The sequence below is a fragment of the Methanolinea mesophila genome (genome assembly GCF_017873855.1).
In the GTDB taxonomy this organism is placed as follows: Archaea; Halobacteriota; Methanomicrobia; order Methanomicrobiales; family Methanospirillaceae; genus Methanolinea_B; species Methanolinea_B mesophila.
Map to the genome: position 1 here is coordinate 291,519 of NZ_JAGGKR010000001.1, position 14,508 is coordinate 306,026.

At 57.2% G+C, this 14,508-nt stretch carries 12 protein-coding genes; 8 read left to right on the plus strand and 4 right to left on the minus strand.

From position 1 onward, the window contains the following. Positions 1-379: 379 nt before the first annotated feature. Complete coding sequence (locus tag J2741_RS01370; RefSeq protein ID WP_209673265.1) at positions 380-1,258, plus strand: ComEC/Rec2 family competence protein; 879 nt, start codon at positions 380-382, stop codon at positions 1,256-1,258. A 79-nt stretch (positions 1,259-1,337) separates the two neighbouring features. On the opposite strand, the gene J2741_RS01375 is transcribed toward J2741_RS01370, so the two are convergent. After that, positions 1,338-3,011 carry an alkyl/aryl-sulfatase gene (locus J2741_RS01375; RefSeq protein ID WP_209673266.1) on the minus strand — a complete coding sequence of 558 codons (1,674 nt, stop codon included), beginning with the start codon at positions 3,009-3,011 and terminating at the stop codon, positions 1,338-1,340. A 653-nt stretch (positions 3,012-3,664) separates the two neighbouring features. Between J2741_RS01375 and J2741_RS01380 the strand changes: the two genes are divergently transcribed. The 3 genes from J2741_RS01380 (at position 3,665) to J2741_RS01390 (ending at position 6,629) form a co-directional block, all read left to right on the plus strand. Then, positions 3,665-5,374 carry a SulP family inorganic anion transporter gene (locus J2741_RS01380; RefSeq protein ID WP_209673267.1) on the plus strand — a complete coding sequence of 570 codons (1,710 nt, stop codon included), beginning with the start codon at positions 3,665-3,667 and terminating at the stop codon, positions 5,372-5,374. A gap of 47 nt (positions 5,375-5,421) precedes the next feature. Beyond that, positions 5,422-5,571, plus strand: a complete 150-nt coding sequence (locus J2741_RS01385; RefSeq protein WP_209673268.1) for a hypothetical protein — start codon at positions 5,422-5,424, stop codon at positions 5,569-5,571. A gap of 134 nt (positions 5,572-5,705) precedes the next feature. Continuing rightward, the gene (locus J2741_RS01390; protein ID WP_209673269.1) at positions 5,706-6,629 is read left to right on the plus strand and encodes a hypothetical protein; all 924 of its coding nucleotides are present in this window, start codon (positions 5,706-5,708) and stop codon (positions 6,627-6,629) included. 92 nt (positions 6,630-6,721) lie between these two features. Here J2741_RS01390 and J2741_RS01395 read toward each other — a convergent pair whose 3' ends face one another. Continuing rightward, complete coding sequence (locus tag J2741_RS01395; RefSeq protein WP_342452201.1) at positions 6,722-7,552, minus strand: pyrroline-5-carboxylate reductase family protein; 831 nt, start codon at positions 7,550-7,552, stop codon at positions 6,722-6,724. A gap of 346 nt (positions 7,553-7,898) precedes the next feature. Between J2741_RS01395 and J2741_RS01400 the strand changes: the two genes are divergently transcribed. The 3 genes from J2741_RS01400 (at position 7,899) to J2741_RS01410 (ending at position 11,796) form a co-directional block, all read left to right on the plus strand. Next, complete coding sequence (locus tag J2741_RS01400; protein ID WP_209673271.1) at positions 7,899-8,330, plus strand: DUF3795 domain-containing protein; 432 nt, start codon at positions 7,899-7,901, stop codon at positions 8,328-8,330. A gap of 323 nt (positions 8,331-8,653) precedes the next feature. Beyond that, positions 8,654-9,637 (plus strand): class I SAM-dependent methyltransferase, encoded by a 984-nt coding sequence (locus J2741_RS01405; RefSeq protein ID WP_280897074.1) that lies wholly within the window; start codon positions 8,654-8,656, stop codon positions 9,635-9,637. 194 nt (positions 9,638-9,831) lie between these two features. Next, complete coding sequence (locus tag J2741_RS01410; RefSeq protein ID WP_209673273.1) at positions 9,832-11,796, plus strand: cation:proton antiporter domain-containing protein; 1,965 nt, start codon at positions 9,832-9,834, stop codon at positions 11,794-11,796. Positions 11,797-11,892: 96 nt separating this feature from the next. Here the strand turns inward: J2741_RS01410 and J2741_RS01415 are convergent, their stop codons facing one another. Beyond that, positions 11,893-12,174 carry a winged helix-turn-helix domain-containing protein gene (locus J2741_RS01415; protein ID WP_245249336.1) on the minus strand — a complete coding sequence of 94 codons (282 nt, stop codon included), beginning with the start codon at positions 12,172-12,174 and terminating at the stop codon, positions 11,893-11,895. Then, entirely contained in the window at positions 12,171-12,809 is a 639-nt protein-coding gene (locus J2741_RS01420) for a hypothetical protein (RefSeq protein ID WP_209673274.1), read from the minus strand. Before J2741_RS01420 ends, J2741_RS01415 begins: the two co-directional genes overlap by 4 nt. 282 nt (positions 12,810-13,091) lie before the next feature. Between J2741_RS01420 and J2741_RS01425 the strand changes: the two genes are divergently transcribed. Beyond that, positions 13,092-14,357: a transporter substrate-binding domain-containing protein gene (locus J2741_RS01425; RefSeq protein WP_209673275.1), complete on the plus strand. Its 1,266-nt coding sequence runs from the start codon at positions 13,092-13,094 to the stop codon at positions 14,355-14,357. Positions 14,358-14,508: the final 151 nt, after the last annotated feature.

Sequence of the window (14,508 nt, forward strand, 5' to 3'; positions counted from 1 at the left end):
GGATTACCGCGAGCGCCAGGCAGTCTCCCGGGGAGCGTGAACTGGAGGTATTGTATCGGGGCCGTTCCGTTACTCCTCGATTAGGAATATCTAAGAGACACCGGTATCGGACCTGGAACTCCTTCTGATGAGGTCGCCGTGCCTGGCTCCTGTTACGAGGCCAATCACAATTGCACCATCGAAGTTAAACCTGGCATGTTGATGGTGACCGGGAAACTCTTTCCGACGACGGTCCGTACCAAATGGTCAATTAACAGGGAAATAGCCAGGCGATCCCGGTCCCGTGAATATCGTCCCGCGAATCCAGCCGCGGGAAGAGCCCGGAGATTTCCCCGACCAAAATCATTTATACTCCCGGCCATAGTAACCCCCCGAACAGATGAGCCGTAGCGACATCATCGCGATAGGGGTCCTGGTCCTGGTGTTATCCGGGTCCGGCATGATGTGGAAGACTCACGAGATCGTTACGCCTCGTCCGGGATCGGGATTTTCAATTGCGTACCTGGATGTCGGACACGGGGATTCGGCGGTAATCATGAATGGAAATAAGACCATGGTGATTGATACCGGGAGAAGTGTCTGGACCCCCCGTGTGGCAAGTTACTTGAGAGAGAATCGAATACAACGAATCGATTATTTAATCCTGACACATCCGCATTCCGATCATGACGGCGGTGCATGGTTTATCGAACGTCTTTTTCCCGTTACGGCGGTGTACCGGTCCGGGGATCTTCATGCGCACGATACGCTGGATATGGGAGACGATATCAGCGTAACAATACTCAGTCCGGAAAAAGGAGTGAATTATGAGAATACCAATTGCGGATCGACGGTGATGATGATAGAGAAAAACGGGATAAAGTTTCTGTTTGCAGGGGATATTGAAAAAGAGACGGAAGATATCCTCTTCTGGGAGGGTATCGATCTCGATGCGGACGTGATCAAAGTTCCGCATCATGGAAGTCTGACCTCGTCGACGTGGGAATTTGTCGCGAGTGTGGTACCCGGAGTGGCAATCATATCGGCAGGCGAGTCGTTCACCCAGCCGTACCAGGAAGTGATCGATACCTACGAATCCGTGATGACCCCGGATTCATCCGGAAAGTACCCTGTTTTCGTTACAAGGGACGATGGCGATGTGATTGTCGAGTCCTGCGAAGAAGGAGTCTATACGGTTTATACCACGAGGACGCACGAATATGGTCTGTTCAGGGTGAATCAGGCGGTTATGGATACCGGATCCCTGCTCCGGACATGATCCGTTGCCTGGCCCACCTGGTATGCAAAAAAATGCAAGAGACGGTGGTAAAAAACCCTCGTCCCCTGTCATGAAACCATCAGGGCGTCACGATATTGAACCAGAACTCGAACGAATCCAGCAGTGAAACCAGTTCGTGGACCTTGCCTGCATTCCCGGCGACCTGCACCCCGCCGCTCCCGACTTCCTTATCGAAGGTCGATTCCTGCAGGATAATCCTGTTCAGTGCGTTTCGCGTCAGAGTGAGGGTCGCATCGGCGTGGGGGTCCTGCCGGTCAAGTGAATGATTCAACGTGGCGTTGACCAGGACGAGCACGGCTTGTTCCCCGGTATCGGTAAAGTTGAGGTTGATCACACTCTTCTTCCCCACCGCTTTGGGGCCGTTCAGGCGCACCCCCAGGTAATCAAAGAAGGTGTCCAGGCTCATCGCACGCACCGAATCGGGACTCACCGAATTTGGTGCAGGAAGCTGCATGACACCTTCGCGCAATTCCTTCGCTCCTGTCAGGTAAAAGTTCCGCCACGGGCCGGATTCCGCCCGGTAGCCCAACTGCTCGAACGTGTCGGCGAGCAATTCACGTGCTCCCTTGTGCCCGGGGTCGGCGAAGACCACGTGCTTCACCACTTCGGCCACCCAACGGTATTCCCCCCTCGCAAAGTAGGCGGCCGCCTTTTCCACCACGGCGTCGGCACCGCCCATCATGGCGACGTAGTTCTTCGCCGCCGCCTCCGGCGGCAGGACGTGCAGGTTCGCCGGATTTCCGTCGAACCACCCCAGGTACTTCACATAGGTCGCTTTGACATTGTGGTTGAAGGTACCGTAATAGGGACGCAGGGCCCAGTGGCCGGCCAGTTCCGGCGGCAATTCGAACTGCTCGGCAATTTCCACCGGAGTGTACCCGTGATTCGCGAGACGCAGGGTCTGGTCGTTGATGTAGCGGTAACAATCCCGTCCTTTCGTCAGGATCTCCAGGACACGTTCGCGACCCCAGACCGGCCAGTGGTGCATGCCGTACATCACCTCGGACTTGTCGCCCCACATGTCGATGGTCTGGTTGAGATACTTCGACCATGCCTGCGGGTCACGTATACTCGCTCCACGAAGGGTGTAGGTGTTGTGCAGGGTATGGCAGCAGTTTTCGGCGGCGGTAAGCGCTTTGAGCTGCTCGATGTACCAGTGCATCTCTGCCGGAGCTTCGGTGCCCGGGGCCAGAAGGAACTCGAAATCCAGGCCGTCGATGCGCATCCTCTGCCCGGTTGCGGTGATCTCGTGGGTGGGCGGGATCAGGGTGACGGTACCGCTGGACGTCGACATCCCGAGACCGGCACCGACCATCCCTCGGGGACCGGGCGGCAGCAGGTTGCCATACATGTACGTGGCGCGACGGCTCATCGCCGTGCCGGCCAGAACATTCTCGGACACGGCCGCGTCCAGGAAACCGGCCGGAGCGACGATCATCGCTTTTCCGGCCTTCACATCTTCTTCGGACACGACCCCCTTTACGCCGCCGTAGTGGTCCACATGGCTGTGCGAATGGACCACGGCGATCACGGGTTTCTTCGGGCGGTGCTGATAATAGAGATCGAGAGCCGCTCCGGCCGTTTCAGTGGAAACGAGCGGATCAATAATGATAAGACCGGTGTCTCCTTCCACGATGGTCAGGTTCGATAAGTCGGCAGTGCGGACCTGGTAGAGCCGGTCCACGACTTTATACAGCCCGGCCTTGACCACCAGTTGCGATTGCCGCCACAAACTGGGGTTGACCGTCGGAGGTGCCGGGGCATCCTGCGTGATGAAGCTGAAACGGGCCAGGTCCCAGACAATTCGTCCGTCGCCGGTTTTAATCACGCCGTTGTCGGGCAAGGGAGCGATGAAGCCGCGGTCGGCCTCTTCAAAATCACGGCGGTCGGTAAACGGCAGTTCCTTTAACAGTTTCGAATTGGCAGCTTTGGTATTTTCGGTTGCCTCTTTCGGTTGAGCGGTCATGGTTTCTCCTGTTTTCGGGATTGTTCTAAATTATTGGGAGATTGGCGAAGGGGGCGAGGATTCATCAGGGCAAGGTCCCCCTTCCCCCCTGCTCTTTTCCAATGACGTGAGGACTCTTTGAACGTTACTCTTTTCGGTCCTGTTTGGCGGTCGTATCGTATGACCTGCGGGGCGATCTCCGGAGCAATCCGGCCCTTGTACTACCGCCTTCGGAGGTGCGTGTGCGGAGAAGATCTCCCCGGAGTATGCGGGTTCCTTATCCGGTCCCCCTCCCGTCTCCACCCTCTCTTCATTGTGTCGCACTTCTTTCACCACAATTTGGACAGGTTATTCTGTCATTGTTCCTGTCCCTTATCGGCTGCGGGGATAAACGACCCCTTTTCAAAATCAATAAATAATTTTGATCCAAGGGAACTATCATGCAGGACCCTTCGGGATGGCTGAAAAAACATGTCCCGATCCTCGATTGGCTTCCGAAGTATACGCGGAAGTACCTGGTACGGGATCTCGCGGCAGGAATCACCGTCTGGGGGGTCCTCGTCCCTGCCTCCATGGCCTATGCCGAGATTGCGGGCATTCCACCCCAGGCCGGCCTTGCCGCCTCTACGGTCGCCCTGGTCGTGTATGCGATCTTCGGGACAAGCCGGAACCTCAAAGTGGCCATGACCTCGTCCATGGCGATTACATCGGCGGCAATTGTAGTGTCCCTTGCCCTCGGGGATCCGTCCTTAACCATCGCCTACACGGCCGCCCTTGCCCTCCTTGCCGGAATTATCCTCCTCCTCGCGGGAATTGCGAGGTTCGGGTTTATCTCGGATTTCCTTTCGAAATCGGTGATAACCGGGTTTGTCTTCGGGATCGCACTCACGATTATCGTCGGGCAGATCCCAAAGGTCCTCGGAGTCCCCGGGGGTTCCGGTACATTCCTGGAACAGCTTGTCTCGCTCATCGGGAACCTCGGGCTCACCAACCCGTGGAGCCTTGCGATCGGTGCGGGTGCCATCGTCCTGATCCTCGTGATCCGGCGGACCTGCCCGGTCATCCCCGGGGCTCTCGTCGCGCTTGTCGCGGGTATCCTCGTGGTCTCCCTTTTTCACCTTGACCAGTTCGGAGTCAGCATCGTAGGGACCATCCCTCCGGGGTTCCCTCCGCCGACTCTCCCGCACGTGGGCCTGGCTGCAATTCCTCTGCTCCTGGCAGGTGCGGTCGGCATCGTCTTTGTTGCCGTCGGGGAGTCCATCGGGATCGCCAGGGCCTATGCGGCACGCCACCACTATGAAATCAACCCGGACCAGGAGCTGGTCGCCCTGGGATGTGCAAACATCGGCTGCGGGCTCTTCCAGGGAGCGACCGTCGATGCGACCCTTTCTTCCACGGCAACCGGAGAGGCCGCGGGAGCGAGGACACAGGTCTCCGGGATCCTCACCGCGGCCCTGATCTTTCTCACGCTCCTCTTTCTCGCGCCCTTCTTTACGAACCTGCCCCAGGCGGTCCTCGGGGCGGTGGTTATCGTTGCCGTCATCGGGATGCTGGACGTGGCAGGCCTTCGGAGCTTCTACACCATGCGCCGGACAGATTTCTGGCTTGCGGTGACCGCCCTTCTCGGGGTGATCCTGGTCGGAATTCTTGAGGGCCTCCTCTATGCCGTGCTCCTTTCAATCATCGTGCTCCTCTACAGGGCGAGCAGGCCGGGCCTGGCGATCCTGGGAAGAGTGCCCGGCCAGGAAGGGTCGTACGGGGATATTGTCAGAGCACCGGAGAACGAACCGGTCCCCGGGCTCCTGATCCTCCGGGTGGATGCTCCCCTCTACTTCTTCAATGCCAACGTTGCCCGGAAAGGCATCATCGACCTCGTCGACGCCAGGAAGGACCTCCGGACTGTCATTCTCGACATCGGGGCGAGTAGCGACCTCGACCTAGCCACCGTCGATATGCTCCGCGAGCTTGTGGATACCCTCCGGAAGAGAGAGATCGTGCTGCTGTTTGTACATGCCCGCGGGCCGGTGCGGGATCGTATGAGGATCACCGGTCTCTACGACCATATTGGCGAGGGAAACATCTTTCTCACCACGGAGGCGGCGGTACGGGAATATAGCAGGCGGTTCCCCGGGATAACCAGGGTTCCGTGAGGCAGGATACGGGGACATCAGATATCTTCCATTGGACCCCATCGCTCATGACCCTGAACAGCCGGGGGAGAAATTTCCCGGTAACCAGTGATAACGACGGCCGTATCTGGGTCATAATCGGTACCGATTCGGGTTTCGAAGGACCCACCACGGTATACTACGACACGGTTGAAATTACCCTTCGGGAAGACGAGTAAGCGGTGGGGTGGCGGCACGCCGGTGCACGGGAAAAAGTGCCTTGCGAATGCTCCGGGACAAATTCAGCAACGGTTAAATATCCGTATATTTTAAAAAAAGAATGTTAAACCAACGCAAAATACAGGAGGTATGGATGAAAATCCGGATTATTCTGACAGCACTTTTAATTATCCTTGTAGCAACCGGTGGTGCGCTCGCCGACATCGGGGTGCCACAGGTTGAAGAGACGCAGGGGTTTGAGACGAGTACGCTCATGCAGCTGATCGGGACCGCTACGGAGACCGACAGCATTACCACGACAATCGATAACGGATACACGGCATATTGGCCTCCGGCTCCCCCGTTGGGAGGGTATTCGTTCATCTATTCGAGCGCCTATTCGGAGCACACCATCGCCGACCAGGGCCTCGTCTCCATTGCCAGGACCGTCGCGTATGACACTGCCGGAATGGCGGCAGAGAACCAGTATAACCTTGTCACCGACACCCTCGCGGAGTTTATCGGGAGTGAGACCGGCAGGATGGTCTCCGGGGAATCGCTGCTCCTCGATGGTGCAGGGGCCGGAACGAATGCCAATTTGACGCTAATCTGCCCGTTTGCAACAGAGAGTGGTGACGATGTCGTCGCGCCGCTCTGCAATATCGTAGAAGAGGGAAGTTCGGTAGATATTACCCTCGGCTCGCTTTCTTCACAGTCGGCGGAACGCTTTATTATGCTGGCAGTTCCGGAACCATCCTTTTATGGCATGGCCTGGCCGTATCCGGTTGCAGACCCCGGTGTCGAGGCGGACTATAGCGTGAAGCTTACCGGGTTCGGTGATGTCGCGGCAGTCGGGAGTGCATCCGCATACATGAATGCACATGTGCAGGAAGGACGTACGTTCCTTCAACGCGGTACCGGCAACCTTTACGAGGACTATCAGTACCCGAAGGCCGAAGACCTGGTATACTCGGAACTGACCACGGCAACCGGGGAGATCACGCTCTTCCAGAAAACGATGAACTATAAATCACAGTTCACCGGTCCTGCCGAAAAATATATCCCGGTCGAAACGTAAGGCGAACGGAAAAATCGTCTTCTATTTTTTTTTCTCTTTTTTTACAGACCTTGCACGGTCACTTCGTGCAGTGGGGCCGCCTGCAATCCGACCTAATGGGAATATTCACCGTCCGCTACCTTTCGGCTCACAACCCGGCGCTTTGCATCCATGGCCGAAAGGACCGCATCCATTACGTCCGGGAGCCGGTCCTCGAGTACTTTTACCCCCTCCTCCGTAATGCCGCCTTTCGTTGCCACCCTTTCAATGACACCATCGAACGTCGTATTTCCGGCTTCGAGGATCAGTGCAGTCCCGATCATCGTCTCCTTTACCAGATATTCCGCGAGATCGGGCGGGATAGTCCCGGTCCGGACTGCAGCCCCGCCAAACTCCCGCATCATCGCGACCATCAGCGCCGGGCCGCAGCTCGTCAGGTCCGTCAGGGAATCAAAATTCCGCTCATCGGTTTCCACGGCATTACCGATAGCATTCAAAAGTCCGAGGACGAGCTCCTTGTCTTCCTGTCGGACGTCATGCCCCCACGCTACGAGTGAAATCCCGGCACCCTCTTCAGCAGTCACGCTCGGGATGATTCGGACACAACGGATGGCATCACCTGCCCAATCCCGGAGGTTTTCAAGGCTGACACATCCTGCGATTGAGACAAGCAGGGTATCGTGTTTCAGCACGTCCCTGACCTCATGGAGAACACCCCTGACTTCGAGCGGTTTCACACAGATAAAAAGAACATCGGAGTTTCCCGCCACCGACCGGTTGGATGGTTCCGCAGTGATGCCGGTAGTTCCGGCAAGGGCACGAGCCGATATCCCTGACTTCGAACTGGCCGAGATCGCACCCGGTGCAACAAGACCGGTCCCGATAATTTTCCGGATCAACATGCTCCCCATGGATCCGGTGCCGATGAACCCGTATCGCATCATGAAAACCACTCTAACGTTTTAACCGGGTGGTAAAAAAGAAGCGGGCTTTCACCCGGTCAATCCTTAGGGAGAGGAGATGAGCCGGGTCCCTCCTGACCCGACGGTTCACACTTTTCCTCATCTACGACGGATACGAAATAATCGCCCAGGTACTTCAGCTCGGGATTCCACGTTCCGCCCGAAATCCTATTTATTACCTCACTCCACGAAAAGAAATAATCGGCATCATTTATTAAGTGTGAATGAATAATCAGCACATTATCTTTCAATGAAACGCACTGCATGTGCCAGAAATTCGATAATTCTGTTCACGTGCAGAAAAGAAACGTAATCGCAAGGTGAAGAGATGAACCGCGAAGAAGTTAAGGCACTGACCGCACCGTGCGGTCTCGATTGTTTCAACTGCCGCCTGTATCTGGCAGGCAGTGACGACGACATCAGGAAAGAAAACATGGCGATGTTCCATGTGTCGCACGAAGAAGCGGCGTGCAAAGGATGTCGCCCGGAGAACGGGCTCTGCCCGGTCCGCCGGCTGAACGGCCTCGGACTGTGCAAGGTGTACCGGTGCGTTGCAGAAAAAGGCATCTATTCGTGTGCCGAGTGTTCTGATTTCCCGTGCGATAATCTGCATCCCTTTGCCGAACATGCGTCGCTGCTTCCGCATAATACCAAGGTGTTCAACCTCGCGCTCATCCGGAAGATGGGTCTAGAAAAGTGGGCGGAGGAGAAGGCAAAAAGCGTGAAAGAGACCTATTTCTTCGGGAAATTCGAAATCTGATACGAATGGTGGCTCACGATTTTCTCCCGGGGGAGAAGAGGGACAGGAGAGCAATACTCCAGTTATAGCGGGTATCTGCTTCATGATAACCGACAACGCAGGGATGAAATCCGGGATCCTTTGACCCATTCATCGGAATAGCTCCCATGGAACGTGTACGAAAGAGAATCGGAAACCCAGGGAAACAGGATGTTCGCGGGATCGCAGCCGGGTGAATGTCGTCCAGACGCACGTGGAAGATGTAGTGCGCCAGGAGGAAATCGAGGGGTCGAAATCCATGCCGGGCAGGTCCCGCACACTGATCCCCGGAGTAGGTGAATAGTATGGAAAGGTCTGACGAGTGGAAAAATAGAACTGATAAAATACCTGAACTACCGAGAAAGAAGACGAGCCTGAGTAGGACGGCAGAAGATATCGCCATGCAGCGGTTTGTCGAGTCCAACCTGCCGGAGGATGAGCGGATCTGTTACGACCCCTATGCGGTTCATTTTATCGACCCGGACCTGCTCCTTTGGGCGAGGTCGCACCCGGATGAGATAAAGGCCATGGCGGCGGCATGGGAGAAAAAGGTGCCGGGCTGGAGCAACGTGATACGGACCAGGGTCCGGTATTTCGACGATATGATCACGGCGGCAGCCCGCGACGGACTCGAGCAACTCGTCATTCTTGGAGCGGGATACGACACCAGGGCGTACCGTATCGGAGAACTGACCCCCAGCACGGTATTCGAGGTCGATCGACCGGCCATGCTGCACGTCAAGGCCGGTATCATCAAGAAAATTTTCGGATCCCTTCCCAGCCACGTCACTTATGTACCGACAGATCTCAGTGCCGGGGACCTGGAACAGGTACTATCATCAGCCGGGTGCTCGGTGAAGAAAAAAACCCTGTTTCTTCTGGAGGGCCTCGTCATGTATCTGCCCGTCGAGGCGATTGGGAATCTGTTCGGGTGTATCAGACAGCATGCCGGGCCGGGCAGTATAGTCCTTTTCGATTACATCCAGGGCTTTGTTATCGACGGGACCCGCAACCGGGAGGATGCTCGTACCATCCTGGACTATACGCGAGCGCTTGGCGAACCATTCCTTTCCGGGTTTTCCGAGGGGGAGGTCGTGACGTTCCTCGCAGAGCTGGGGTTTACCGGCACGAAGATTCTATCAGGCGAAGATTGCAGGAGAATGTATTTCCGGGGCAAACGTTCCGGGCAACCTGTATCGGACCTGATGGTGTTCGTCTCTGCCGAGGTGCCGGAACGACCGATTGCATACGATCCCGACCTGCACGAAGACAGGAATTCCCTTAACTGACTCCGTGCCGCGGAAAGTGCGCCGCATCGTTTCGGTGCCCGGCGGTCACAACGAAATCGAGGTCGGGCTGCTGACGGGTGGCGGGAAGGGGAGCGAATTCCAACCCAGAATAGACCCCGATTAATTTTTCAACTCCTGATCCGGCGGGTTAAGGGGCCATTTTATGGTGCTCCCGGATCATAGTATGAACTCGCATGGACCCGGTGTTCCTCCTGGAGATCATGTTCATCGTGATCCTCGCCCTCATCGTCCTCTTCATCTGCAATTTCCTGAAGATCCCGTCGATCATCGGGTACATACTTTCAGGTATTCTCGCCGGCCCGTTCGTGCTGAGCCTGGTGGGGAGCCGGGACATCATCGAGCTGTTCGCGGAGATCGGGATCATCTTCCTCCTCTTCACGATCGGGATACAGTTCTCGTTAAAGACGTTCTTCGAGTCAAAGAAACTGGTCGTGATCGGCGGGGCGTTGCAGCTGGTCCTGACCACGGGCATCGTCACGGCCGCCACCCTGTTCGCGGGTGCTCCCCTCCCCCAGGCGCTCTTCCTCGGGTTCCTCGTATCGTTGAGCAGCACCGCGATCGTGATGAAAATCCTCCAGGAACGGGGAGAACTCGAGAGCATCCAGGGAAAGACCGCACTCTCGATCCTCATCTTCCAGGACCTCATGCTCATCCCCCTGATGTTCATCACTCCCATCCTCGCCGGGACCGGGTCCTTCAGTCCTGCATCGATCGCGCTCCTGGTCGTGACGGGGATCGTCATCCTCGTGATAGTGCTGATCACGAGCAGGTACGTCATCCCCCGCCTCCTCTATTACTCGGCGAAGGTGAGGAGCCAGGAACTCTTCCTGCTCTCCGTCATCGCCATCTGTTTTTCCGTCGCCTGGATCATCAGCCAGACGGGGGTGTCGCTTGCGCTCGGTGCGTTCATCGCCGGGCTGATCCTGTCCGAGTCCGAGTTCAGCGTGGCTGCTTTAAGCCACATCATGCCGTTCCGGGACCTGTTCGCCGGCTTCTTTTTTATCTCGATCGGCATGCTGCTCGACGTCGGCGTCTTCTTTTCCATGCCCGTGCTCATCATCGCCCTGGCGATCGGGGTCATCGCCCTCAAGTTCTGCACCGGGGCCATGGCGACCCTCTTTCTCGGCCTTCCCGCGAGGACGGGGATTCTCACCGGGTTCGCGCTCTGCCAGATCGGTGAATTTTCGTTCATCCTGGCCAGCACCGGCGAAGGGCTGGGGCTGATATCCGGGACCGTCTACCAGGTAATCATCGACATCACCCTGATCACCATGGTCGCGACTCCCTTTTTCATCGCCGGGTCGCACCGTATCGCGGCGAGGATCTCGGGTGGGATGGAGCAGCTCGTCGGGCCGTCCTGCGAGTTCGACCTCACCAGGGCTCCGGCCATGACAGGACACCTCATCATAGTCGGATACGGGTTCAACGGCATGAATGTCGCCCGTGCGGCGAAGTATGCCGGGATCCCCTACCGGATCATCGAACTGAACCCCGACACCGTCAGGGAATACTGCGAAGCCGGCGAGCCGATCTTTTACGGCGATGCCACCCAGCAGGCGGTGCTCGAACTCGCAGGTATCAGGGACGCCCGCCACCTCGTGGTGGTCATCGCGGACCGTATCGCCACCGAGCAGATCGTCCAGGGCGCCCGGGCGCTGAGTGCCCGGGTCCACATCCTGGTCAGGACACGGTTTATGAACGAGGTCCCCGTCCTGCAGAACCTCGGTGCCGACGAGGTGATCCCCGAGGAGTTCGAGACCTCCATCGAGATATTCACCCGGGTGCTGCGTAATTTCAACATCCCGGCACCGGAAGTGAACCATCTCGTCGGGGAAGTCAGGACGGAGAACTACGAGATGCTCAGGCAACCTCTCCCCTCGCCGGTGCCCCCGCTCCCGAAACAGTTGCCCGAACTGGAAGTCGGGTCTTTCAGGGTGGGTCCGGAGGATTCTTTCACCGGGAAGAACCTGGCCGAGATCTCATGGCGGAAGGAGAAGGGGATAAGCGTCATCGCCATCCAGCGGGGAGGGCAGGCACTCCTGAATCCCGGCCCCGATACCTCCCTCGAGCGCGATGACCTGGTGTATTTCATCGGCAGCACCGACAACGTGCGGAAGTTTCTCCTCGCCCGGGAATGACGGTCATGATAGTCTGCCCTCGACCGGGTGCATAACAAAAGTTATCCCCGTGTGTGGGCAAAGCCCGGCTCTTATACGGGGGTATGCCTCAGGAGGTTACAGCCGGAATCCGGGCCCCTTGTCATACAGTCCCTTGTACAACAGGGTAAACTGCGTGATGAATTCCTCTGCCCGGTCCGTTGCCACATAGTGCGACCGTTCACCGTCGTCCTCGACGTTCAGGAACCCGCGGCCGGCAAGGAGACCCAGGTATTTCTGCCCGTTCTTCGAGTTGAGATCGCAGCGGCCGACAATCGCCGTAAAGGTCCGGGGGACGCTGCAGAACGTAAGGATCTCCCAGCAGATCTCATACGATGTCCTTCGCTCGGCCACGTTCATTCCTTCCCCATCCCAAAGGATCGTTCCAGCTGCTCCGTACCACGTTCGATCTCGCGCTGCCTCCCGTCGGAGATCCTGGAGAATTTCGCGAAATACCAGGAACTGGCCAGGCTTACCAGCGCGATGAAGAGTGCGACAAGTGCCGGAGGGATAATGTGCACGCTTGAAATTGTCATCGTCCCCGAGGTGAGACTTATGGAATACGATTCAAGGGTCCCCGTAATTCCGAACACGAGAAGACAGACCCCCGATGCGATGCAGACAAGAATCATGGCCCGGATCGCTCCCCGGTTCTTCCGGTAGGAGGTGACCGTCCCGATGATCCATCCTGCGAGGGTCTTGTCCGGGACAGGTTCCGTCCGTCTTGTATACTCCCCCCAGATCCTTTGTATCCCGTTGAGGATTTTTGCACTGAGCGTAATCCAGAAGATACTGAGCAGGACGGACGCAACACCGGCCGCCACCCAGACCGTAAAGATACCGGGACGCACGGCCGGACCAGGAGGCAGGAAATTTATCGCAAATGAGACCGTCACAAATGCAATCGCGATCGCACCGGTGCAGAGGTTCAGGATCGTGAGATAATAGAAACTCGCAAGCTCGGTACCAAACCGCCGGAGGGAAGATTGGGTCATCGCTCTCTTTTCACCAGTCTGTAAGTATGGAGTGGTTTTGGGAATAAATGCCATGAAACTTAGGTACATGGGATAGCGGCACGTTGCCGCAGGAAATCGTCGGCAATTATACCGTTCACCTGTGGTCAGGCGGAAAACCGCGGGGCTACAGGACTATTCACCCGGCGGGCGGATTCCTCCCCGGCGACTCGTCAGGATCAATCTTGTTGCGGGAAAAAGGTCCCGCGAGATTCCGGAACACATAAGAGCGGCCGACAGAAAAAAACTTCCAGGCTGGTATCCATGAAACGCACCATCATTGTGTTCCTTCTCGTCCTCGCTGCATGTGCGACCTTGTTTTCGGGTTGCACGACCCCTTCGTCCCTTCCGGAGTCCCCAGGAGCGACGGTCGCCGCATCCCCTGGCGGAGCGGACGAACTGAAGTTCGTCACCGAAGAGTATCCTCCCTTCAATTACGTGGAGAACGGCACGCTCGAGGGAATTTCCGTCGACCTGCTCGCCGGGGCGTACAGGGAGATGAACCGGACCCTCGCACCCGGCAGGATCCGCATGCTCCCCTGGGCCGAAGCCTACCAGGCAGGCCTGGATGAGAATGATACCGTGATCCTCGCAGTGACGAGGCTCCCGGAGCGCGAAGCCCTGTTCAAGTGGGCCGGGCCGATCGGTTCCCTGCACCAGGTGGTATTCGCCGTGCGGGGCGACCACATTGTCATCAATACCCCCGGGGACCTCGACGGCTACCGGATAGGGGTGGTGAAGGACGACGCGGCGCTCCTCCAGTTAGAGGACCTGGGCGTAAACCGGTCACATATCGTGACGATGGACAACGCCCCCGAACTCATCTCTGCCGTGCAGAACCGCTCCATCGACCTCTGGGTCTACGGCCAGGCTGCCGGACGGTATTTCGCCGGGAAGGCGACGGGAGACCCCGGGTACTTCGAGGCGGTGTACACCCTGGATTCCGCGGACATATATTACGCATTCAACCGGAATACGCCCGACGAAACCGTCGGAGCGTTCCAGGCCGCGCTTGATGCGCTCCGGAACGAGCCTGATTCCGAAGGGATAACGGCATACCAGCGCATCGTGTACCGCTACGTGGGAGTGACCTGCGTGGACCGGCCTCCGGTGACCGCGGACCAGGTGACGAGCCTTGTAAACTTCACCGCGGCGGAGATGGAGAAGGATGCGCCGGGGACGATTGCAAGGATCAATACGGGCGAGCACCCGTTCTGGGATAAAAACAACCGGGCCCTCTACGTGTTCGTGTATGATACCAACGAGACCATCGTCGCCGAGGCGGACAACCCCCGGCTCGTAGGGGTCAACATGCGGGGCAAGACCGATGTCGCCGGTACCCCGTTCCGCGACCGGATCACCGAAAAAGCACTGACCGAAGGGACCGGCTGGGTGGATTACATCTGGGTCATCCCCGAAGAGAGCGGCGTCTACTATAAGTCCGCGTATTTCCGGCTGATACAGGGGAGCGATTCAAAACCCTACATCGTGATCAGCGGGATGTACACCCCCTGTTCCTCAGTGCGATGAAGAAGGGGCGAAGAGACCCCAAATTCAATTTTAAAAAAAGATTTTTAATAATCCGGAATCATATCACCTCTTGCTGATACCATCAGTCAAACCCCAGGGGGAGTTATCATAAAAGGTTTTTATCTACTGGCTGCTATCGCGCTGACACTCT